At 61.9% G+C, this 20,864-nt stretch carries 25 protein-coding genes; 18 read left to right on the forward strand and 7 right to left on the reverse strand.

Annotation, left to right across the window (positions count from 1 at the left end):
• Window positions 1–361: 361 nt before the first annotated feature.
• Window positions 362–2,506, reverse strand: a complete 2,145-nt coding sequence (locus AC3WOE_RS27045) for a KAP family P-loop NTPase fold protein (RefSeq protein ID WP_492694974.1) — start codon at window positions 2,504–2,506, stop codon at window positions 362–364.
• A gap of 221 nt (window positions 2,507–2,727) precedes the next feature.
• Here AC3WOE_RS27045 and AC3WOE_RS27050 point away from each other — a divergent pair, with 221 nt between their 5' ends.
• From AC3WOE_RS27050 to AC3WOE_RS27075, 6 genes are all read left to right on the forward strand, one after another.
• Window positions 2,728–3,513: a YozE family protein gene (locus AC3WOE_RS27050; RefSeq protein ID WP_492694976.1), complete on the forward strand. Its 786-nt coding sequence runs from the start codon at window positions 2,728–2,730 to the stop codon at window positions 3,511–3,513.
• 10 nt (window positions 3,514–3,523) lie between these two features.
• On the forward strand, window positions 3,524–3,760 hold the full coding sequence (locus AC3WOE_RS27055; protein WP_492694978.1) for a hypothetical protein: 237 nt from the start codon (window positions 3,524–3,526) through the stop codon (window positions 3,758–3,760).
• Window positions 3,757–5,712, forward strand: coding sequence for a hypothetical protein (locus AC3WOE_RS27060; protein WP_492694980.1), 1,956 nt, complete (start codon window positions 3,757–3,759; stop codon window positions 5,710–5,712). Before AC3WOE_RS27055 ends, AC3WOE_RS27060 begins: the two co-directional genes overlap by 4 nt.
• A gap of 112 nt (window positions 5,713–5,824) precedes the next feature.
• On the forward strand, window positions 5,825–6,103 hold the full coding sequence (locus AC3WOE_RS27065) for a hypothetical protein (RefSeq protein ID WP_492694982.1): 279 nt from the start codon (window positions 5,825–5,827) through the stop codon (window positions 6,101–6,103).
• A 317-nt stretch (window positions 6,104–6,420) separates the two neighbouring features.
• Window positions 6,421–7,128, forward strand: a complete 708-nt coding sequence (locus tag AC3WOE_RS27070; RefSeq protein ID WP_492694984.1) for a hypothetical protein — start codon at window positions 6,421–6,423, stop codon at window positions 7,126–7,128.
• Window positions 7,125–7,316, forward strand: a complete 192-nt coding sequence (locus AC3WOE_RS27075) for a hypothetical protein (RefSeq protein WP_492694986.1) — start codon at window positions 7,125–7,127, stop codon at window positions 7,314–7,316. Before AC3WOE_RS27070 ends, AC3WOE_RS27075 begins: the two co-directional genes overlap by 4 nt.
• A 277-nt stretch (window positions 7,317–7,593) precedes the next feature.
• Here the strand turns inward: AC3WOE_RS27075 and AC3WOE_RS27080 are convergent, their stop codons facing one another.
• Window positions 7,594–8,544: a hypothetical protein gene (locus AC3WOE_RS27080; RefSeq protein ID WP_492694988.1), complete on the reverse strand. Its 951-nt coding sequence runs from the start codon at window positions 8,542–8,544 to the stop codon at window positions 7,594–7,596.
• 180 nt (window positions 8,545–8,724) lie between these two features.
• Between AC3WOE_RS27080 and AC3WOE_RS27085 the strand changes: the two genes are divergently transcribed.
• Window positions 8,725–9,405 carry an ImmA/IrrE family metallo-endopeptidase gene (locus tag AC3WOE_RS27085; protein WP_492694990.1) on the forward strand — a complete coding sequence of 227 codons (681 nt, stop codon included), beginning with the start codon at window positions 8,725–8,727 and terminating at the stop codon, window positions 9,403–9,405.
• Here AC3WOE_RS27085 and AC3WOE_RS27090 read toward each other — a convergent pair.
• From AC3WOE_RS27090 to AC3WOE_RS27100, 3 genes are all read right to left on the reverse strand, one after another.
• Window positions 9,378–9,755: a hypothetical protein gene (locus tag AC3WOE_RS27090; RefSeq protein WP_492694992.1), complete on the reverse strand. Its 378-nt coding sequence runs from the start codon at window positions 9,753–9,755 to the stop codon at window positions 9,378–9,380. The two genes, AC3WOE_RS27085 and AC3WOE_RS27090, sit on opposite strands and share 28 nt — an antisense overlap.
• Before the next feature lie 76 nt (window positions 9,756–9,831).
• Entirely contained in the window at window positions 9,832–10,272 is a 441-nt protein-coding gene (locus tag AC3WOE_RS27095) for a hypothetical protein (protein ID WP_492694994.1), read from the reverse strand.
• Window positions 10,273–10,398: 126 nt separating this feature from the next.
• The gene (locus AC3WOE_RS27100) at window positions 10,399–10,650 is read right to left on the reverse strand and encodes a helix-turn-helix domain-containing protein (RefSeq protein WP_492694996.1); all 252 of its coding nucleotides are present in this window, start codon (window positions 10,648–10,650) and stop codon (window positions 10,399–10,401) included.
• A gap of 133 nt (window positions 10,651–10,783) precedes the next feature.
• Between AC3WOE_RS27100 and AC3WOE_RS27105 the strand changes: the two genes are divergently transcribed.
• The 7 genes from AC3WOE_RS27105 (at window position 10,784) to AC3WOE_RS27135 (ending at window position 15,346) form a co-directional block, all read left to right on the forward strand.
• The gene (locus AC3WOE_RS27105) at window positions 10,784–11,020 is read left to right on the forward strand and encodes a hypothetical protein (RefSeq protein ID WP_492694998.1); all 237 of its coding nucleotides are present in this window, start codon (window positions 10,784–10,786) and stop codon (window positions 11,018–11,020) included.
• Window positions 11,013–12,323 carry a tyrosine-type recombinase/integrase gene (locus AC3WOE_RS27110; protein ID WP_492695000.1) on the forward strand — a complete coding sequence of 437 codons (1,311 nt, stop codon included), beginning with the start codon at window positions 11,013–11,015 and terminating at the stop codon, window positions 12,321–12,323. The genes AC3WOE_RS27105 and AC3WOE_RS27110 overlap by 8 nt, the downstream gene beginning before the upstream one ends.
• 217 nt (window positions 12,324–12,540) lie before the next feature.
• Window positions 12,541–13,110 (forward strand): hypothetical protein, encoded by a 570-nt coding sequence (locus AC3WOE_RS27115; protein WP_492695002.1) that lies wholly within the window; start codon window positions 12,541–12,543, stop codon window positions 13,108–13,110.
• Entirely contained in the window at window positions 13,107–13,409 is a 303-nt protein-coding gene (locus AC3WOE_RS27120) for a hypothetical protein (RefSeq protein WP_492695004.1), read from the forward strand. The genes AC3WOE_RS27115 and AC3WOE_RS27120 overlap by 4 nt, the downstream gene beginning before the upstream one ends.
• The gene (locus tag AC3WOE_RS27125) at window positions 13,406–13,774 is read left to right on the forward strand and encodes a hypothetical protein (protein WP_492695006.1); all 369 of its coding nucleotides are present in this window, start codon (window positions 13,406–13,408) and stop codon (window positions 13,772–13,774) included. The genes AC3WOE_RS27120 and AC3WOE_RS27125 overlap by 4 nt, the downstream gene beginning before the upstream one ends.
• A 309-nt stretch (window positions 13,775–14,083) precedes the next feature.
• Window positions 14,084–14,509: a hypothetical protein gene (locus AC3WOE_RS27130; protein WP_492695008.1), complete on the forward strand. Its 426-nt coding sequence runs from the start codon at window positions 14,084–14,086 to the stop codon at window positions 14,507–14,509.
• Between the two features lie 9 nt (window positions 14,510–14,518).
• Window positions 14,519–15,346, forward strand: a complete 828-nt coding sequence (locus AC3WOE_RS27135) for a BPSL0761 family protein (RefSeq protein WP_492695009.1) — start codon at window positions 14,519–14,521, stop codon at window positions 15,344–15,346.
• Between the two features lie 14 nt (window positions 15,347–15,360).
• On the opposite strand, the gene AC3WOE_RS27140 is transcribed toward AC3WOE_RS27135, so the two are convergent.
• The gene (locus AC3WOE_RS27140; protein ID WP_492695011.1) at window positions 15,361–15,696 is read right to left on the reverse strand and encodes a helix-turn-helix domain-containing protein; all 336 of its coding nucleotides are present in this window, start codon (window positions 15,694–15,696) and stop codon (window positions 15,361–15,363) included.
• 251 nt (window positions 15,697–15,947) lie between these two features.
• Between AC3WOE_RS27140 and AC3WOE_RS27145 the strand changes: the two genes are divergently transcribed.
• The 3 genes from AC3WOE_RS27145 (at window position 15,948) to AC3WOE_RS27155 (ending at window position 18,902) form a co-directional block, all read left to right on the forward strand.
• Window positions 15,948–16,604: a hypothetical protein gene (locus AC3WOE_RS27145; RefSeq protein ID WP_492695013.1), complete on the forward strand. Its 657-nt coding sequence runs from the start codon at window positions 15,948–15,950 to the stop codon at window positions 16,602–16,604.
• The gene (locus AC3WOE_RS27150) at window positions 16,601–16,804 is read left to right on the forward strand and encodes an LA2681 family HEPN domain-containing protein (RefSeq protein WP_492695015.1); all 204 of its coding nucleotides are present in this window, start codon (window positions 16,601–16,603) and stop codon (window positions 16,802–16,804) included. Before AC3WOE_RS27145 ends, AC3WOE_RS27150 begins: the two co-directional genes overlap by 4 nt.
• 139 nt (window positions 16,805–16,943) lie before the next feature.
• Window positions 16,944–18,902: an ATP-binding protein gene (locus tag AC3WOE_RS27155; RefSeq protein WP_492695017.1), complete on the forward strand. Its 1,959-nt coding sequence runs from the start codon at window positions 16,944–16,946 to the stop codon at window positions 18,900–18,902.
• Between the two features lie 552 nt (window positions 18,903–19,454).
• Here the strand turns inward: AC3WOE_RS27155 and AC3WOE_RS27160 are convergent.
• Window positions 19,455–19,916, reverse strand: coding sequence for a hypothetical protein (locus AC3WOE_RS27160; RefSeq protein ID WP_492695019.1), 462 nt, complete (start codon window positions 19,914–19,916; stop codon window positions 19,455–19,457).
• Between the two features lie 113 nt (window positions 19,917–20,029).
• Here AC3WOE_RS27160 and AC3WOE_RS27165 point away from each other — a divergent pair, with 113 nt between their 5' ends.
• A complete protein-coding gene (locus AC3WOE_RS27165) occupies window positions 20,030–20,284 on the forward strand; it encodes a hypothetical protein (RefSeq protein ID WP_492695021.1) in 255 nt (84 codons plus the stop codon).
• Window positions 20,285–20,864 lie beyond the last annotated feature (580 nt).

Raw genomic sequence — 20,864 nt, forward strand, 5'->3', positions numbered from 1 at the left:
AAATACAAGTCCTGTGAAGGACTTAGCAAAGCCCGCCCAGTGCGGGCTTTGTCGTTTCTGGCGCTTGTGTCGAGGTTTGTGACGAGGTCTGTGTCGTCACACCAGTCGACGTAAATACAGTCGACCGTTGGTCAATGTGTCGAGTCGGCTAACTTGACCACGCAATCCCGCTTTGACGAGGACTACCAGTCACAGCGCGTCGCGAGCATGAGCTCTGTTGAGATGCTTCGCAGGGAACTCGTCAGCGCTTGACCACCATCAGCGCTTCGCGCAGCGCAGAGCAGTCGCTGGACGTTCTTCTCGACGACTCAGATTGGGCTTTCCGGGAGTAGCCTGGATGGCCCTTTTTTGTATGGCCGCCTCAGTCGAACAGACGCCGGTCCGTCGGCTCACCAGCTCGTACAGGAACCATCCCGGCCAGATACCTTTCGGCGGCCATGCGGCCCTCGCTGCCTTCCGGGAGATTTGGCAGAGCCGCCTGCACTCGCGTAGCAAGTTCTTCGAGGTCGAAGAAGGGCTCAAGTGCGCGAGGATCGAGTTGGTAGATCGTGCGGGCAACCCGGTCGCCCCAGCCATGTGTGCTTCCTTTCCTGAGGAACTTCTCGAGGAACGACACGAGCACGCCTTCGTCTGCCAAGAGCGGGGTCAGCTTCGCACGAACGTTCTCCGCGGCCGTCCATTGAGACCAGGTGAAAAGCGCGTTCGGCGCCTCACGGTTCACAAGCAGGACGTCCAGCGGCGCATCGGCCATCCTGGCGCAGACGGCGTCCTTCAGTCCGTCGATGGCCGCCGCATCGAAGCCCCCCATCCATGGTCGACGCAGTTGCTCCTTGGCCTGTGAGGCATAGAGACGATCAATCGTGTCGACCATCATCGGTATCGCCTTCGCGCTTTGAACGAGCTCGAGCAGTAGAGCCGGCACCTCTTCGGGCGTGAGCGTCTCCAGCAACCTGTTGACGAGGAAGGCGAGGCGCCAAGAGTTCGGCAGGGCCATCAGCCGACCACCGCGTTCATCAGCCGCCGTGAGCAAGTCTTGGTCGAGCGCGAAGAAGCCCTTGAGCAGAAGGCGTGCACGGTCCGGGGGGAGGTCCTCGAACTGAGTCAACCTATCGACGATATCGATGGCCTTGGAGCGGCCATCAGCGCGGACAGTGCGGGTTGCGCTTTTCAGCGTTTCCACGAACACAGGCTGGTTGCCTGCCAGTTCGAGCAGCCGCATCAGTTCGGCCCTGGTGAAGAAGTCGTCTGGGATGCTGAACTGGAAGTACAGGTCGAATATGTCTGGCGAACAGGCCCGCAATTCCTGTCGCCACTGCCCCAGGAACTCGGTGCCATGGTTCATGTTTCCAAGAGCTCCCTCGACCTTCGGGAACATGCGGACCATCAGGTCTTTGACGGGCCCGCGGGACGCCTCGCTCAGGTTTGCAAGCCACGCTTCGTGGAACTGCTGAACCTCGTCTCGCTGATGCTGATGGTCACGCGAAGCCCCCGCAAACATCTCTCGGTTGTCGCGAATTGCCTCATAGGCGCGCGGCTCGAAGACGCGCATGAACTCCAGCGCGATGAAGTCAACTGGGTTCACCTCCCCGGCAACCGGCGGGTAGGTGACCGCCAGCACGTTCATGACGCGAACGATGTCTCTGGGGGTGGACATGAAGTGCTGAAGGCCATCGAAGAAGACGTTGCCCCAATAGGTCTTATCGAAGCGCGCCATCGGGAGCGCCTCGATGAGGGTGCTCAGGTCCTCGAACAGCTTTCCTTGCAGTCGAATTCTGTCGACGGCCGGTAGTGAGAAGGCCGCTTGAACGATCTTCTCCATGTAGGCGTCGCCGTCGACGTTCAACGAAGTTGCAAGCGCCTTCGACACGATGTCCTTGGCGAAGGACAGCAGGTAGATGACGTTCGGGAAGTCTGCGAGTGCCTTGATGACCTTGAAAAGCTCGCGAATCTCTTCGGGTGTCAGTCGATCCAGGTCGTCAACGATGACGAGCACACGACGGTCTTCCTTGCGCAATAGCTTGACGAGTTCCGCCTTCAGCTTGGGAACATCACGGGGCTTTCGTTTCAGCAGCTTGAGCAAGGTGCCGAGGGGAACATCAATCAACGGGTAACCCGTGGACACCGCGACGACTTTCGAGATGGCCCCTGAATACTCAGCCATCAACTCCCCGACCTTCAGAAGGCCAGGTGACTCCGGCCGAATTCGCGTCGCAAGCGCGCCGAGCAGCTGAGAAGCCAACTGGTCGCGTCCGTTGAACCACCACGGATTGAACTCAACGATGACCGGGCACTGCTCTTCGTGGAGGGTTTTGAGGTCGTGCTTGACCAGATTGAGGAGGCTGGACTTGCCGGCTCCCCATGGGCCGTTGATGGCCATCACGAGACCGTCAGGGCTCGGGGTAGTGCGGATCGCTGCGGCCAGGTTCTTCGCAAACCCTGAGAACCCGAAGGCGTCTCCCGTGGGATCGGCGATGGGGGCATCGGAACTCAGCTTTGCTCGGTACATGGCGGGGGTCGATTGCTTGGAAGCCAGGCCGCGATGTTGCCTGCTGACGGTTCTAAATGTGCCGACTCGCTACACTGCACATCAAGGCCACTTCGCAGGCCTGCCCGCCCACGTCGGCGAAGCTGAGACCCCGGCAGCGACAAGTTGAAAGTCAGGTGGCCCCCTCGGGTCACTGGCTCAGTGTGTGGGCGCATTGAAGCTCCGTGACCTGGAGACCCACTTTGACTACACCTCTTTCTGAGGCGCAGCTCGAGCGCCTTCGTCGCGACGCCAAACGGATCGCTCGCGACAAATCCATCCCCCTCAGTGAGGCGCAGCAGCAGCTCGCGGTTGAGCGCGGCTTCAAGAACTGGTCGCTGATGGCCAGCGCTACGAACAAAGTGGCTGCCGAGGCCGCACCGCCTCTGCTTACCGCCACGCCCGTGGCGCCAGCTGAACGACCTTCCTGGGTGTCGCGCTTCTACCTGCATGGCGATGCGTCCGAGAAAGAGGCGGGGAGGTACTTCTGCGTGCGCTGCGACGACATGCATCCCATCGAGCACCTCCAGCCCGGCGGTGAGCATGGCGACCAGACCATCAACTTCGAGCGCTTCCTGTACAGCCACGGCCGTTGGGTGGAGCGGCGCGAGGAGAGGCCCAACTTGGACCGGCCAGACGACGTGCCGAACCTCTTCCACGCCGACGCCTATGCGGCGCGCGCGAAGTACGAGGCATCGCGTTCGGCGTTCCACAAGTGGCTGGACACGCAGCGGAATCGGGATACCCCAGTTGGCGACCTTGCCTCGGACATCCTGCGCGACAAGGGCTTCCCGGTCGGCGCCGCAACGAAGGAAGCGTTGGACAGCTACCTCGGAAGGCACGGGAGCCATGTGCAGGAAGCGCTAAGCCAGGCATGGAAATCATTCCAGGCCAGGCAGCGGCGGCAGCAGGCACGCCAAGCAGCGCCCAGAGCCGCGGGCACCCCGCGGCGTCCGGGGCCGAAGCCGGGGGAGCCGGGTCAGGTCTGACCAACGGCCCATGAGCTACGCGATGACGACCCTCATGTCGACGGGCTCGACACATCCCCTCGATATGTCGATTTCCGCTTCGAAGATCGACATGTTGCAGGCGGGCTTGCTGCCCAGTCTTGTTGGTGAAGCCAGGGTGCGGCCCGTCAGGGAGAGCCTAGTTCGCTATGGACCCGTCGGCGGGCTCTCTAACTTCATACTGGATACCGTCAAATGGAAGCAGCTGAGAGGAGTCGAGAAAGCATGACCGCAGCGCAACCTCGCGCCGGGCTCAGCCCGCTTTCGGACGGCATGTGGTTCATCGCTGACGCCGCGTTCGCGCTTGCCGAGCAGGAAGGTTTGACCACCACCGGACGGCAGGACCTGTACCGCCGGATGGGTGAGTGCGCAGGGCTTGCCGCAGACCATCCGCACTACCTTCGCACGCGCAACATCGAGAACAAGGTGCCGACGCAGCAGCCGGAGCCCGGCGAGCTGGCGCTCGGCGTCTACCCCGAAGACGTCAACGACTGGTTGGATGCCTGCGGGACACCATACCGGTGGAACATCGAGCCGATGCGCTTCGACATCCCGGTGCGCGTGCTGGAGGTTCCACCCGCCCTGGAAGGCTTGCGGGCCGGCCAGCGCGTGTACTTCATCGAGAAGGTGGCGGGAAGAAAGACGGAAGGCCACATGCTCGCTGGCGGCTTGAGGGAGTTGCTGCAAGAGAAGGCAGCTCGGCAGCGGGATGGCTGGCTAGAAATCGAGGAAGCAGCTCAGCTCCTTGAAGACGCAGGGCGTGGTCAGGCAGGCGGGTGGGGTGACAAGTTCGCGGCCGCGGCTCGAACCGGCGCGCTGCCAATGCACGAACCCGGGTCGCTTGAGCGCATCGAATACGGGCGGTCCCGGAAGAGCACTGACCGCCTGGTGCGGATCACCCATGACTGGGCGCACGTCGAGGACCTGAACAGCTGGCTGGATGCGAACGAGCCCAGGCTGCCATTTCGCTTTGACAAGCCCGCGCCCAAAGTGGCGGCTGATAAAGCGCCACCGGGATACCAGGCGCTGCTGCCGGTCGTCGAGCGCTACGCGGAGAGGCGCCTCGATGAACTGTCTGCCGACACGGCGGCGTTTATCTCCGAGCGTATGTTCCCGCTTCCGTGGGATTCACTCAGCGCCAGCCAGCGTCGTGACGCTGCCCACCAGCATGACGCGCAGCACGACCCCGCATTCGCCAAGTACAACACCTATTGCTTCGAGCTTCACGCGAAGCGCGACGAACTGGAGGACGAGCAGCGGAAGATCGAACTGATGCCGGCAGCCACCCCGTCGGAATACGACATCCGACGCAAGTTGCTGGCCGACGTGAAGAAAGGCATGGACGACGTCGACGAACAACTGCGCGCGCTCGACGGCGTGACCATGGACCAGGCGCGGAACTTCAAGCCTGAGGCCATGAGTCAGCAGACGGTAGCGGACGCGCCGGAGGAGGTCATTTACTCCCTTGCGTTGTTTGAGCGCCTGAAGCCATCTACCGAGTGGACTGTGAGCAGACTCAGCGACACCGACTACATCGGCTTGGCAGAGGCGTCTGAGCTGGCGAGCCTGCATGCTGGGTCGAAGGTTTCCATCAACGATTTCCTCAGGGCAGGAGGCCGCGGGGAGATTCGGGTCTTCGCGCGGTGCGGACAGGCGGCCACGATGAAGCCAACGCGGCCTCGGGAAGAACCGATAGACATCCCGGCCGGAAGCTTTCCGACTCTTCCGATGCAGGCCTGCAAGACGTTGGCCCTCTTCGGCAGAGCCGAGTGGCGATACTTTGAGGACTGGGAGCCGAACCAAGCCTCTGGCGGCCAGATGTGTAGCTTCGAGCGATGGCGCCTACCGGCCGATGCGCCCAGCATGGTGACCGTCACCGAAGATTGCTTGGTCTTCGGCCGGGAAGTGCATGCGCTCGCCGACGCTTCGCGTGCTGGTCCAGAGGTCGCAGCGTTAACGCCGGGGCCGACAACACCTGTGCAGCGTCATCGGGCCCAGGAGGAGTCGATCCTCGCGAAGCTGACCGAGCTGGGCTTCACCCCGACGGCGTTGCCGCGGCCAAAGCCGGGTATGCCGTCCGAGGCAAAGAAGGCGGTCAAGGAAGCTCTCAGCTATTCCCAAGACGTCATGAAGAAGGCGTGGCGGAGGCTCCGGGCCGACGGGCGGATCAGGGAGGCCTAGACCCTGGGCCGCCACCCTGGGCCAAACTGGCCCACGGCCCAGACTAGGCAGCCCAGGGTGCTCTTGTAGACAGTAGATGTTGTGCGGCCGGGATCACCGGTCGGCGCCGGTGGTGAAGACGACCTTCACCTTCTTCACGACATCCATGTCCACAGACCAACAGCGCGCCAACGCGAGGGCGCCGAAGGAATCCAGGCCGCAGAACGACCGCTTGGTCGTCGCGGTGCTGAAGCTCCTGCCCCAGCGCGTCAGGGAGCGGTTCTGCTACGTGCTGCTCGCCGTAGTGCTCACCGTCGCCGTGGTGGGCATGTACCAGGCGCCGCTGCCCACAGCGGCCGGGACCGCCGGGATGGGTCTCCTGTCCTGGCTGGCGAGGGTGTTCGGGCGCTAGCAGCGTAGACCGTCTCCAGGCCCCTCTTCCTGCACCATTACCCGGGAGCACGGTGAGCACAAAGAGTACACGGAGCACTGGGAGCACAGTGAGTACCGCTCGTGTAGGCTTTTACCCGATGGATAAAGGGTTCTTATGAAAATTCTGCGCGGTTCCGCGCAAGTCGTACGATCGGAACCTGGTGATGCGCGCATCTGGCAAGTAGTTTTTCGCGAGTTGGCTATATCCAACTGTTAGAACCCGCGCCACGAATCCTTGCTCCGCCGCTGTCGCTGACCCAGACTGAAGGCTACGAAACAGCACTTGGCGGAGGCTCCATGGCTACAGCAAAGCAAGCACGCGCAAAACGGCTCAGCATGTCGGAGCGGGCCGAGCAGCAACTCGAGCTGCACTTCCCGAAGTACCACAAGCTCTGGCTGTGGTCGCGTAAATCTAATGATGGGTACACCACCGTGCCACGGACTCTCCCGTTCGTGATGCAGGCCATCGATCACAACTCCAAGAGCCAGCCAGCCGGCCACACCCTCTTCTGCCTGTGGGCCCGGTCGCCGGACCATCCGCTCCTCATCATCGAGAACCCTCTCGCGTACGCGGTTGAGGCCGGCTTCAGCGGGCCGCGCGCAGTAGACACCTGGCGCCGCCGCATGAAGACGCTGCGCGACCTTCACTTCATCGACGTGAGGAAGGGCGACGCCGGCGACTTCAACTACGTGCTGCTGTTGAACCCGAACGTCGGCATGGAGCACATGCACCAGCAGGGCCTGGTCCAGCCCGACCTGTACGGCCGCTTCCTGACGCGGGTGACCGACGTCGGGGCGTTGAAGGACCTCACGGCCATCCGCGATGACTGGGAAGACCAGCGCCAGCAGTTGGAGGAGCAGGCGAAAGCGGCGCGCAAGCCGGCAGCGAAGCCGGCGGCAGTTACGCGCAGGCCGGCCGCCTCGGCAGACGACAAGCCGGCGCAGACGCCGAAAGTTAACCAGCCCTCGATCCCGGTTTTCAAGGCTCCGCGGGAGGCAGCATGACCGCCCGCAAGCCTGTGAAGGACAACGCGCATAGCCCATACGTCGCGTTCTCGGACGACCGCGAGCGGCGGCTGGCGTTGCTGTCGCGCGATGTGAGCAGGGTTGCAGTCGCGCTGATTTTCGTCGTCGGAGGAGTGTCCGCGGCCCCGCACTGGAAGATGTTGTGGGGGCTTCTAGGCGGGCCGTAACAGCCTATGCCACTTGAATGCCTAGCCAACTCTATCTGGCACCAACTAGGCCCAGCGTCTGTACTTCTCAGCCGCTTTAAATTCACACACCCACGCCCGCAACCGCGGCAACTGGGGATATCCAAGGTTTGGCGGTACGGATGGGACCCAAAAGGCATCCTGCGTCCAGGCTAGGACACCTGCTCGCGAAGTGAATGCCTCGATCACCATCGATCCACAAACGCCTTGAATGACGATCTCGGCGTCAGATAGATCCAGTCATTCGCGCGCTCACACCTCACTGCATACCAACGCATCGACGCAAACGCGCCTCAAGCACGCGGCGGACCAACTTCAAGGTCTCGGCGTATCGGTCGAATCCTGGCTCCTGTTGAACCTCGCCGTCATGAAGCAGTTCACTTCGGATGTCGTAGAGCTTTCCCATGGTCGAAACGTCCGCTTCGACGTTTGGGTCGGTCGCCAAGGAGCTGCGCACGAGTCGACGGAGCTGGTTGCTGATGGAGTCCTTGGATCGAAAGGAAAGCTCACCGCGCAAAGCTTCCAACGACTGCCTTTCGGCCGGCTCAGCATCGGGGCCAAGGCCTGTGAGCGTCAAGTCCAGCCGCTTACGCATTTCCTTCAAGAGTTCCTGGACTGCGGGTGGTCGGGGTAGCGGTTCGCACAGCGACTCCAACGCCATCACCAGCGTCAAGAACTTGGCGTTTGCGGAGGCCTCTCGGTAGTGCGACACGTAGAGATCTATGGCCAGGTCAAGCTTGGGTTCGATCTCACCCGCGGCCGCTAGACGCAGGCCGTCGTTCAGCGCGTTGAGCAGGGAAGCTCCCGAAGCCCCGACCTCGACGGAGGGCGGATAACCGGTCACGCGTCTTAGCTTCGAGCCGGTTTTGAAAATCACTGGGGAGTCGTCGGAATAGAGTCCGTCGCCCAACGAGAAATCCCCTTGTGGCGTCTTCATGACGGCGCCCGGCGAGGTGTAGACGACCGGCCCCAGTAGGTAGCTCGAAGACAAGGGCATGCACATCGTCAATGAGGCGTAGTGAAAGCCTACCTTCAGCTGTTGCAGCAAAACTCCCGCAGCATCCTCTGACTGGAGGCCGTCAACTACCAGAACAAAACGTGTCCCCGACGATTCGACGCGAGCGCGGCCAAGGCCGAACTCCATCGCCTCTTCCATCGGCTTGAAGGTGTAGGTTTCCGAGGTGTCGAAGGGCACGCGGAGCGTGTACATGGCGCGGTTCGGGTTGGGTGGACAGGCCAGTGTAGGGACCAGGCTATTTGGTCTTGCCAGCTCGCTCGCAGAGCACCAAGAGACGCTCGATGATGGGTTTGCGGCACTACATCTAGTGGGCATATACTAGTTTTTGCACATATATAGTGTCATTGGAGCTTCTGTCCGTTTGGAGATTCCATGAAGCGTTCGGCTATTGCGCAAGAGGCCTGGGAGCTCCAGGCCGAGATCTGGAGGAACAGGGTTGCCCTGTTCCCGATGGGCGTACCCCCTGCGAAGGTCATGCTTGAGCCCGAGGTTGCATGCAAGGTGCTCGGCTACGACTACCAGCTCTGGGATGGTCTCGGCTCCTTCGGCCAGGGACGCGACCGCTTCCAGGTCGCAGGGTCTTTGAACCAGCAGGACAAGGTGGTCGCAGTCTCAACCCGTTGCGACTATCCGGCCATGCGATTCACCGGCGCCCACGAGGTTGGGCACATCGTCCTGGGTCATGACGGGCACGTTTTTCACCGCGACCGGCCGGTCTTTGAGCTTCAGACGCGCCGCCGGGATCCTATTGAGCAAGAAGCCGACTACTTCGCCGCCTGCTTCCTGGCGCCGGAACGCCTGGTGAGAGAAGCTTTCAAGGCGAGGTTCCTCTTCGTACCTCTGCCGCTGAGTGACGACGTGGTCTTCAACCTATGTAAGGAATCCAGCCACGCACTGATGCGAGCGGGGCCGGGCAGCTTGGAGTTCGCCAGCGCCGTGGCGTCATCCCGAATGTTCAACGGGCGGCACTTCAAGTCGATGTGTGACGAGTTCGGAATCTCGATCTCGTCGATGGCGATCCGCATTCAAGAGCTTGGGCTCCTGCGCGAGTGATGCAGGGGGCCAGGGCGTTTCCGATCCTTTTCGTACAGGGACCAGATCATGGCAACTGAGAAGACATCCAAGAAGGCCGCGACTACGGCTTCGGCCGTCTTGAGGAGCCCGACTGCAACGAAGGCCGCAAAGTCGGCCGCAGCCAGCGCGTTGGCGCAGACCGGCAACAGCAAGGTGACATCGAAGACGACTGCTACGAAGGCCGCACAGGTCCTTGCGAATCCGAAGGCCCCCGCCGCAGCAAAGTCTGCTGCAGCTAGCGCGCTGACGCAGAAGCCTGCCAAGCGCAGCAAATAAGCCGGCACCTCCGGACTGATGAAGCAGCGACCTGAGGCGGTGGCGGAGCTCACGCACTCTTGCGTCGCCGGGTGACGGACCCGTCCACGGAGACAACTGTCGGCAGCACGGCTAAAGCCTGCCGTAGGCCTACTCCGCCTCTGGTGGATCGCTGCTGAATGAAACGGAGGCGATCAGAGACTTGCCGTAGTGCGGTTCTTGACAGTTGACATGGACAGACACGAGTTTTCCCGAGGAAGCCATCGTTCGAACCAAGTCGAATTCTCGGTCCGAGAGAGAGACTCCACCATCCAGCAAAGGCTTTGTTGAAATCCAAACGCCGACGCATGGGATCTCCACATTCCCTGTGCTTGGATTTGACTCCGGGGTCACACGCAGTCTGAACGCGGCAACACCGCGAATCGGCTGTGAGAACACTCCCCGAATCTCGAGCGACATCAAAGTCATCCGAGCCCCTTCGCCTCCCTTGCGATCGGCGAGGATGTGGATGTATCCGCTCCAATCGCCAACCAGGCCTGATCGCGAAAGCAGCTCTGCCTTGCGCTTGCGTTTGGAGGGCGTCGCGGCCATGTCTGCTCCATTGATGAGTCGCTGCCATCAACAGTTAGCGACTTGCATGGCTTGTGTCTGGCGCGCCCGGTTGGGATCGAACCAACAACTCCCGCCTTCGGAGCGCAGCGCCTCAAACGCGAGCTTTTACGTCCTGGGTGCAGATTCTGTCGATACCGGGTCTGGAACATGCTCCACAAGCTCGGAGACCGCGCAATCGAAGTACGTGCACAGGCGGTCCAAGACGTCGGTCCCCGTGCTGTACCCCTTCTGATTCAAGATCTTTGACAGCGTCGATCGATTGATCTGAGTCGCGTCCGAGACCTCCTGCAGCGTGATCCGGCGCGAGTCCTTGAACTGCTTCTTTTCCAGTTGTTCACCCAGCTTGAAGCGGATCACAAAGCTGCCTCTGATCTATAAATGTGGAGAAAACTCCACGAATGTGCTTGACAGGCGTCATGCGTCGACTAATATTCGCACCAGATGTCGCGATCCTGCGATGTTTGGTGAGTTTGCTCGACATGAGGGTAGCATGAGCCACACGTATCTCACGACCGACGAGCTGTCGGCACGCATCAAGTACGACGTCCGCACCATCCGGGAGCGGCTGAAAGACAGTGTCCTTCTGGAAGGCACGCACTACGTTCGGCCTTTCGGCGGCCGCAAGATTTTGTTCGTGTGGGAGGCCATAGAGCGCGACATGCGTCTGGCATCCAACGACGCGCCGATCGGATTGCCCATGGCGAACGGAGCGGTGCTGCATGGCTAAGGTGACCGTTCGCAAGGAGACGGGTCGGCTCGTCATCGACTTCACGTACCGCGGAGTTCGGTGTCGCGAACAGACAGCGCTCAACGACACAGTGGCCAATCGCAAGCGAGTTGAAGTCGTTTTGGTCCGGCTGCGCGCCAGCATTTCCGCCGGCAGCTTCGTTTACGCGGAGTTTTTTCCCGGTAGCACTCTGGCCGAGCGCTTCGACGCTCGGCAGAGCGCCGCGATAGCTGCAGCACCAGGTAGCGCTTCAAGCCAGGCCATGGCCGAGCACGCGTCCAACTCGGAGCCTGCGACACCCAGCTTCCGCGAGTTCACGAAGACGTGGAACTCCGAGCGCCAGATCGAATGGCGCCGGTCCCACATCAAAGTCCTCACATCGACTCTCGACGGCCATTTGCTACCGTTCTTCGGCGCCAAACCCATCGGCTCGATCAGCAAGGCCGAGGTGCTGGCCTTCCGCGCCAAGCTTGCGGAGAAGCCAGGCCGTACGGGCGCCAAGCTCAGCAACAAGCGCATCAACAACATCCTCGGGGTGCTGCGCCAGATCATGGCCGATGCTGCGGATCGCTTCAGCTTCGTCTCGCCCTGCGCCACGCTCAAGCCGCTGAAGATCCGAAAGTCCGACGTCCAGCCCTTTGCGCTGGATGAGGTGCAGAACATGCTGGCGGTCGTGCGCGCGGACTGGCGTGACTACTTCGTCGTGCGCTTCTTTACCGGTATGCGCACCGGCGAAGTCCACGGTCTCAAGTGGAAGTATGTCGACTTCGAGCGCCGCTTGATCCTCGTGCGCGAGACCTTCGTGCTGGGCGAGGACGAGTACACCAAGACAGACAGTTCGCAGCGCGACATCCAACTGAGCCAGGTTGTCTTCGACGCTTTGAAGCGCCAGCAGGCGGCCACCAGCAAGCTCAGTGAGTACGTCTTCTGCAATCGCGAGGGACTGCCGATCGACAACAAGAACTTCAGCGACCGTGTCTGGTATCCGCTTCTGCGGCACCTGGGCCTGGACAGTCGAAGGCCGTACCAAATGCGCCATACCGCGGCGACGCTCTGGCTCGCATCAGGTGAAGCGCCGGAATGGATCGCCCGCCAGCTTGGCCATGCAAATACGCAGATGCTGTTCCAGGTCTACAGCCGCTATGTGCCCAATCTGACCCGCCGTGACGGTTCCGCCATGGACCGCCTGCTGGCCAGTCGCTTTGCCAGCGGGGACTCGGCCTCGGCGCCTCGCAACAAGTCGGCCAACGACGACGGCGCCCAGGCGCAACCCCCTCCCAAGTCACTGCGCCAGGCTGCCTGATCCGGCAACCGCGCCCATCCCTTCGACGTGACCCGCACGGCCCGCTGCCTCGCAGCGGCCGGGCCGGCGGAGCGCTGCCCGAACTAGCCCGCGCAAGGGAAGGTCTTGGCCTCTCAAGCGCTCGCAAATGCCCCGGCGATGACGGCAGGGCCTCGTGCTGCCCGAGCAGCCCGCCGCTGCCTCCCCCCCGACCTTGCCCTAGATCTTTGGAGACCTTATGTCTGACGACTTCCCTCTGCCTGGTGTTGATCTCTTTGCGCCTCGCGCCGACTTCACCGGCACCCGGCCGCTCATCTGGAGTGCCAGCCACGTCCATGCCATGGACTTGGGCCTTTGCCGGGCGTTGGTGCAACCGGCGCTGCGCGTTCGGCTCGAATTCAACCCTGACGCCAGCCGAGACGAGATCCACGTATTGCAGCGCGAGCTGGCCTTCTTGTTGGAATCGACTGGTCTGCTTGGGGCCTATGCGGATGACGAGCAGTATCTGGTTATCGGCCTCCTGCGCTCGATTCGCGAGGACGACGGTGAGGCCATCGCAACCTGGCTGTCCGCGCAGGATGCGGTCGCCGTTGTTCGGTACTCGGACGTCCAGATGCTCGCTCAATTGCTGGCCAATGTTTGCGGCCGCGAGTTCGAGGCGGACGAGCCTATGGCGTCGGCTCAGTGGCTCTCCCTCATCCGACACATGGAGCCGGACTGGCACCTGGAGCGCTGGTCAACGCGTCAGGGCGAGAAGGCGCAGAGCGGCGAGGCGGGCCCGGCTTCTGGTGAGGAGGCAGCATCGTGAGCACGTCCAGCCCGCACTCTCTTTCCACCGACTGGCGCAGCCGTCCGCCATCCCAGGTCCAACTGTGTGTGCGTTTCCGCGGCCCGTGGTTCGCCCGTGGTGACGTTGGCCGTCGCCTGGCTCAGCGGCTGCGCGGCTTTCAGGTGAGCGTCGCCATCACACCCGACAGCATCGTGCTGCGTCGACCCAACCGAGGCATTCCGCCGTCGCTGTGCCAGGGTGTGTGCGACTGGCTGCGCGAGCAACCGGAGATCTTGTCCGTTGAGCCGATCGCACTGCAAGTCTGGAGGCGCCCATGAGGATCGCCGCATTGCGCCTCAACGCGATCCATGCCGTCCACTTGGTGCTGCAGGAAGTGCCACGAATCCCGGCGGTGCCAGATGCCCTGCGCGCTGCTGCCGCTCAAGCGTGCGTGGACTATCCAAGCTTGGCATCCGTTCGAGACGGGCTCTGGTCGACGCATCCGGATCGAGTCACGGCCTGGGGTAGGGCGCTAAGGCACGCCCGCCCAGCGCTGGATCAGCTGCTGGTATTCGACGCCGATGCCGACTTCCGCGACATCGCTCGGTGGGCGGACCGGTACTTCCCGACCAGCGCCGAATTGGCCGGCTGCCGGGTGGTGCAGGTGCCCGGCAGAGGCTGGACGCTGGAGTTCGCCGAATGAAGCGCCGTTCTCTTCGGCATCGCCATGGATCGGCCCCCACCTGGATCGTGGTTTTCCGTCGCAACGTACTCGGACGGTTGGAAGTCACCCTGCCGCCTGGTGCTTGTGAAGGCCTGGGGCCCCCGGGATCGCGCGTCTGGTTCGCCGCCCGCCGTGGCGGCATTGAAGTAAGCCGTTGGCCTCGAGGTCCTCGACCGACCCTGGGGCGTCGCAGCACACGCATGCGCAGGCCCCGTGGTCGTCCGAATGGCAGTCGATACGCCAAGCGGAAATGACCCAGATCACCTTGTTGTCACTTTTGAAAATCCTATGAACACATCCATCCCTGAAGCCTTGGGCTTCTCCTTCTCCATCGTCCTGGTGCCTGGCATGACCTGGCCTCAGCTCGCCACGCTTGAGCGGCAGATCGAGGATTTCGCGCGGGAGCGCGAGTTGGTGCTGGGTGGCCACCACCTGCAGCGAGCGCTGTGGAGCTCGCAGCGCAGCCTGAGTGCGGCCGACCAGGTCGAGTTTCTGAACTGGGTCGTGGACCTGTCAGGGATCGCCTCAGTGAATCTCAGCCCGCTGCTGCCTGACCAGAACCTGCCCGCGCCACTGTCGGAGGGCTACCTGCGTCTGATGCCGTTGGAGCCATCCGTGATCGGCCTGACCCTGCTGCACCGACTGGGCCACATCAAGCCGGAGCTGTATCTGGAAATCCTGGGTGGCTTTGTGCGCCCGCTCGAAACGCACTGAGGAGAGGCCATGACGACCTTTGATGAACGACTGCGGGCGCTCGGCTGGGGCCGGCAGCTGCTGGAGGAATTGGTAGCGGCGCCAGAGGACCTCCCGATACAGGGGCTCGCCAGTTGGTTGTTGCCGCACTATCCGACGCTGGCCCAGATTGAGGTGCGGCTGGAGGGGTGTGGTGGCTATGCACTGATGCTCGCTGTGCGTGCCTTTGATCGAACGGCGGGGCTGCTGGAGCGGCTGACGCTGGAGGTGGGCGTTGGCCTGCGGGATCGAGCAGTCCGGATCGCGAGGCACTTTCCCGAACGGGAGGAACTAGCCCTGGCGGTGCGTAGCCCCTATGAGGCGCGAGCCTGGGCGGCGATGTACCTTGATCGCGCGCCTGGGCGGTCGGCATCGCTGCAGTGTGATCTGCCACAACCTTCTGCGCCGAGGATGGCGAACAAGCGTCAACGGCGAGAAGCCCTGCGGCAACTGGCGACAGCGCTGCGATGCCTGCATCGGGACCCTGGGCTGACGGTGTTCGCCTCGGGCCAGGTCTGGCAGACCCTGAGGGCCATGCCGGACCGACGGACGCTGTCCAGGCGGTTTGAGGGTGAAGACCGGCAAGCCCTGAACGCGCACATGCGCGTGCTGCAGCAGGCCTGCCAGATCGTCGAAGCGATAGCGGATGGAACGTTCACCCCAAGCCGACGCACTCGGGCTTGGGTGCTGCGGCTGCATCCGCGCCTGCCGAAAGGTGACTGGTTTGCGCTCGGCGCGATCAGCGAGGGCGATCGGCAGGCCTGGGTGGACGAGCTATTCCTGCGCCGGCCGCGGCGTCACAGGCGGGGTGCCGCTTGAACCTCGAGAAGAGCTCAGCGCACGCGCCCACGCGACGGGGTGTTGCCTTGCTTGCGGTTGCTGCCCCGTGCAGGTGTGGGAGGCGTCGTGTCCGGGAACAGCTCGGCCACGGTGACGCCCAGCGCATCGGCCAGCGCGCAAATCATGGTCAGCGTCGGATTGGCATTGCCGGTCTCGATGCGGCTCAGGTAGGTCCGGAACAGCCCGCAGTGCGTCGCCAGGTCGTCCTGGGTGAGCTCCAGCTTCAGGCGCAACTCTCGCACGCGTGCGCCGAACACCGCCTGCGGGTGGGCCGCTACGCGTGGCGTCGCCTTGGCGCGCGATCGGGGTTGGGGGGATGCCTGAGACACCCCGGCAGGGTGTCGAAAGTACACTCATTCAAACACACACTAATTCGCACATTGGCGCATGAGGCTCACGGCAAATCGTGCCCGAGCTGTGCCATCAAGGAGGATCCATGACCGCATCACTCGAGTTTGTGGGCCCTGTTAGACCGCAGCTGTCGAAGCTAGGCGTGCCAGCCGTTTGGTTGGCGTCTGCGCTTGCCGCAGGACTCCTGGCAGGCTGCGTGTCGACTCCTCCGCTGGACCGGTCTCACCCCATGAGCTGGGCGTTCGCTTGGGCGGACGGGCCGAAGCCCGTCAATATCGAAACAGCGAAGTACTTGCCGAGACCGAAAGTCGAGCTCGGAAACGGCTTTCGGATATTGACCCTCTTCAGCAAGCCCGGTGGTGCGGCCATCGAAAGCCGCTGGACGGAAGGGTTCCGGCAGGCCTGCGCCCAAGCCAACGGCGACCTTGACGCCAACAAGCTCTGTCACGATCGCCAGGACCCGGACAGGATCCTCTTCGCGCTCAAGATGAAGACCTGGATCTATGACGGCTCGGCGTCGACGGAGATCATGTTCGTGGAGCCCACCGTTCAGCCGCCGAGTCCGGACTATCAACTGGTGCTGCAGCGCGCCGGCTTTGTACCGGGCCGCGAGCTAGAGCAGCGAAGGGTCGCCACCGCTGCTCAGGCTGAAAAAGAGGAGCAGCAGGCGCGGGCGGCCTGGCCGCTCATGCGCGAGCGCGGACGGGTGGTATGCCAGGACCGCGATGGCGTGCGTTACCGAGGCTATGTCGAGGATTTCACCGAGACGCGCATGAAGGTGTCTGTCACACGTGCGTTCTTCGTGCGATCCCCGGCGTTCGCGCCCGGAGGCTTCCGGCCAGAAGTGATCTGGACCGGACCGAAAAGCTGGTTCTTGTGTGATTGAGGGGGAAGGGCCAGTACTCGCTGTTCGACAAGATCGCCTTCTTCCTGAACCACAATTTGAAGCTGGGCATCCCCTCGACCCAGGTCATGTTCAGGCACATCTGGAAGGACAAGAAGACCGGCGCTCAGGCCAGCGTTCGCCAACACGGAGAACCTGGCGGAGTGGGGGCTGCACTGGCTGAGCAAGGACTTCTTCGATGAAGAGCTCAAGGACAACCGCGCCGCGGATGACTATTTGCGTAGGTCAGCGAGCGCAGCGGCACTGCCCGTTTGGCTTTCGGATACCCTTGAAGCTGAATTGAATGTGCGGATTTCGGACGAACCGAAGCCAGGGAGCATCGTGGAACAAGCATCGCTGATTGAAGACCCGTCATATCTTTATGACGAGCGATTCCTGAACAAATATGCGGGAAGCATCATCACGGATCCCTCCACGGCAATCGTTGAGCTGGTTGCGAACTGTTGGGATGCGTATGCCACTGAGGTTCAGATCACTCTTCCCGACAGGAAGCAAGGCAAGCACTTCAAAATCGTCGATAACGGCAAAGGCATGACCCGAGAAGAGTTCGCCTTCATTTGGCGGACTTGGGACTACAACCGCATCAGTGCCCAAGGTCCTAAGAGCGATCCGCCACCGGAGATCAAGGGCCTTCCTAGAGCAGTGTTCGGAAAGAATGGCAAAGGCCGCTTCGCCAGCTTCTGCTTCTCCAGTGAGTACCTGATCACATCCAGGAAGAACGGCCAGGAATTCATCTGCAAGGTCAGCAGAACTTCAACGCGCCCACTTGTGCTCGAAGAAGTGTCTTTCACCGCTGAAGGTGTTGAAGGCCATGGCACAACGATCGTAGGCACGGGGGAGATTCCGTATCTCCAGTTCGCCGAGGAAAAGGCAAGAGAGTTGCTTGGAAGCCGGTTCCTCGCGAATCCTGCCTTCAAGGTCTTTATTGGAGGTAGGGCCATCACCTTCAACGACATCCCGGACTACCTCAGCAAGGCTGAGGTTGAGATCCAAGGGCTGGGCGTTGTGACCATCCTTCATATCGACACGAAGAAGGCCGACAAGACCACGAAGCAACATGGCATCGCCTGGTGGGTTCAAGATAGAGCAGTTGGTCAGTGCAACTGGAGCGCTAGCGACTACACCCGAATTCTTGACGGGCGAACGACCGAGGCAAAAAGATTCACCTTCATCGTGAAGGCAGACTTTCTCAACGAGCACGGTGCGGTCAAAGAGGACTGGAGCGGGTTCCGGGAAGAGAGCAGCACGTGGGTCAAGACGAGGGCCGCAGTTCAAGACCGCATCTGCCAAATCATTGACAGCACCAGCAAAGAGGAGCGGGCTAGCACCAAGGCCGCCGTCAAAGAAAAGGTGGGCAACACGATAAACAAGCTGTCCCCGATCAGCAAGGAACGGGTGACCAGCTTTGTGGACGAAGTCGTTGACACGTGTCCCACCTTCGGCGAAACAGAGATCGTCCAGCTGACGACCATCCTGGCCAAGCTTGAGCAATCCAAGTCTCGTTACGGCCTCTTAGACATCCTTCATAAGTGCGAGCCCGACGACTACGACAAGCTGCACGAGGTCCTGACTGAGTGGACCATCGGTATGGCGAAACTGGTTCTGGACGAGATTCAGAACCGCTTGAGGCTCATTGGAGAACTTCGGATCAAACTACAGAAGGTGGGCATTGATGAAGTGCACGAGCTTCAGCCCCTCTTTGAACGAGGCCTGTGGATGTTCGGCGCTCAGTTCGAGTCAATTGACTTCACATCGAACGTGGGCATGACACAGGTCATCAAGACCATCTTCAAGGACAAGGCAGGCAAGGGCACGCGCAACCGCCCCGACTTCGTCGCGCTCCCGGACTCGAGCGTCGGCTTATATGCCCGCCCGTCCTATGACGACAATCACGATGAGGATGGTGTCGCACACCTTGTCATCATCGACCTCAAGACCACAGGACTAGCTCTTGGAAGCAAGGAGAAGGGGCAAGTTTGGAAGTACGTCAAGGAGCTACGGGCCAGGGGCTATCTGAAGCCAACGGCCAAGGTAGACGGCTTCTTGCTGGGGGACAAGATCGAATCGGGCGAGGCGGAACCTGAAGCACACGGTGAGTCTGTGACTATCTACCCCATGCTCTATGACACCATCTTGGTCCGGGCGGAGAAGCGGCTTCTGAGTCTCCACAAGAAGGTAAAGGACGCGCCCTTTCTTCTCGAGCAGCAGGAATCTTTGAAGTCGTTCATGGAGCCCGTTCACGTTGCTCAAATGGAGTTAGCTGAGCTTCCTAAGGACTGACCTCGCAGCAGCCAGCCGTGTCGATGCCCGCCGTGACGACGGCTCATGGCATCAACGCGAACTGGCTTCGGCGTTGGATCCATGAGAGGGCCCAGTCGGCTGTTGGCGCAGTGGCCGAAGCCTATCGGCATCGAACTGCTGATGCCAGCGCCACCCGTCCCGCCGGCGCCGTGTGCTTGGCCGACCCGTAGTGAGGTCCGCCGCGGTGCGACCACCATCGCGCTGACAAGGCCTGCAAGCGCCACCGACGGATTTACGGAATGTATGCGCGAGTTGCTGCGTTGATCCTCATCGTCGCCGTGTGACTCGCGATGCCTTCCTGCCCCCGGGGATTCAAACCGAATCTGACATAACGCCCGTTGTCCGCCAAACAGCGGCGGGCTGCACGCCGGGCTGGCCGATGGCTTCGATTTGCCAAGCGCGCTATCGGCGCCACTGCAGCCAAGAGCTGCCAGGACGGGTCAATGGCCGCCGTTAGGCACCCAACCGAGTTCCGACTCGATGGCTGCACGAAAAGGCGTGCGCACCTCTTCAGGGGCCTTGCAGACGTACTCACGGGCGCGCGCGCGACGTTTCCTCATCGAGTTCGCGAAGATAGTGGAGCACGTCATCAGCGTTCTCGGGGACCTGCTCGAAGACGCCGCGGAACTTGGGCCGCAGCGCCGTCCACACCACGGCGTCAAAGCCGGTGGTGGTCGCCCATTCGGCGATGGCCGCAGCACCGACAGGGTATTTGGGCTCTGGGCCTGGCCAGAGCCCGATGGACTCCACGCCGCTGCCCTCACGGCCGGCGAGTGCTTCCTGGGCCTGTTCCGCCGTTGCATGCGACAGCTCGACGAAACGTGTTGGGACCGAGGGGGTTCCATCAAGCAGCACAAGTGTCAGCCGGCCATCTTGAGACGTTCGCGCGAACTCGATGGGTAGCTGCGGGCCGCCAGGCTGCCAAAGGCCGGCGCAGTGCAAGACACCGGGTTTCCACACGAGCGAACCCCAACCGATACACGCAATCCTCATGGGCACAGCTTACCGGTTCGGTGGTGCGCCCTTCGCTGAGCATCCCGGCCTTGATGAAGGGGTAGGTCTGGCCTAGTGTTCAACGACATTCCAATGCGCGAACCGACCACCTCATGAGTCCTTTGATCTGCGCGTCCGACGGCTCGGCGTCGGCTTGGCCCTCGGTGATGACCCATCGGCTGGGATACGTCGGCCTAGTGAACATGTGCTTCGCTGGCAAGCGGCCTTTCTCGCTTCGGCATGAATGCCTGCATATTCGCGACACGCGTGCGGAGGCGATGCTAGACGCGTGCAGTGATGCTGAGAAACTGGTCGCAGGGTGGAGTGATCAGATCAGCCTCGACGACGCGCTGGGCGGCTTGGGCTGACTACTGCCGCGTGCTTTGTTGGGGCGCTAAGCGGGGCAGGTCGTCCCGTTGACGTTGGAGCAGAGGTGCGACAACGGAGAACAAGGGCCGCGGCCGATGAAGGCGGTGGCTGCCAGTATCTTCAGGCATCACGACACTGGTCGTCAGACCTGTTTGCCTCCGCAGGCCGGGAGGACGGCGTATGCGGGCCCCGATGACGGGGACTCGCACGTTCGTCAGATCGGACGCGAAGCTGTCGATCTGCCCCCCCCGGCATGTGTTCGAAATCCGGCGCTGATGTAGGCGTCCAGTGACGTCGTGCCATGGCAGCCTTCAGCCATCGTCTCGAGTCGCCAGAGCTTCATTGGCGTCAAGACGAGGGCCATCAAGGGCGGTCGCTTGATCGCAACTTACGACGAATCATTTGGCCACGTCGAAAGCAAGGTTCGGCGTTTCCTCACCAGATACTCTCGCGACAGCAGCACCCTTCCACACGTAAAACTGAATCACAAGAGTCAATCAATGTAAGCGTCCGGCCATCCCCTCTTGACTGCGCCGAATCGAGCTCACCGCTACATTGGGTGGATTCGCCGACTCACGG

This window comes from Roseateles sp. FW305-36 (assembly GCF_058787015.1).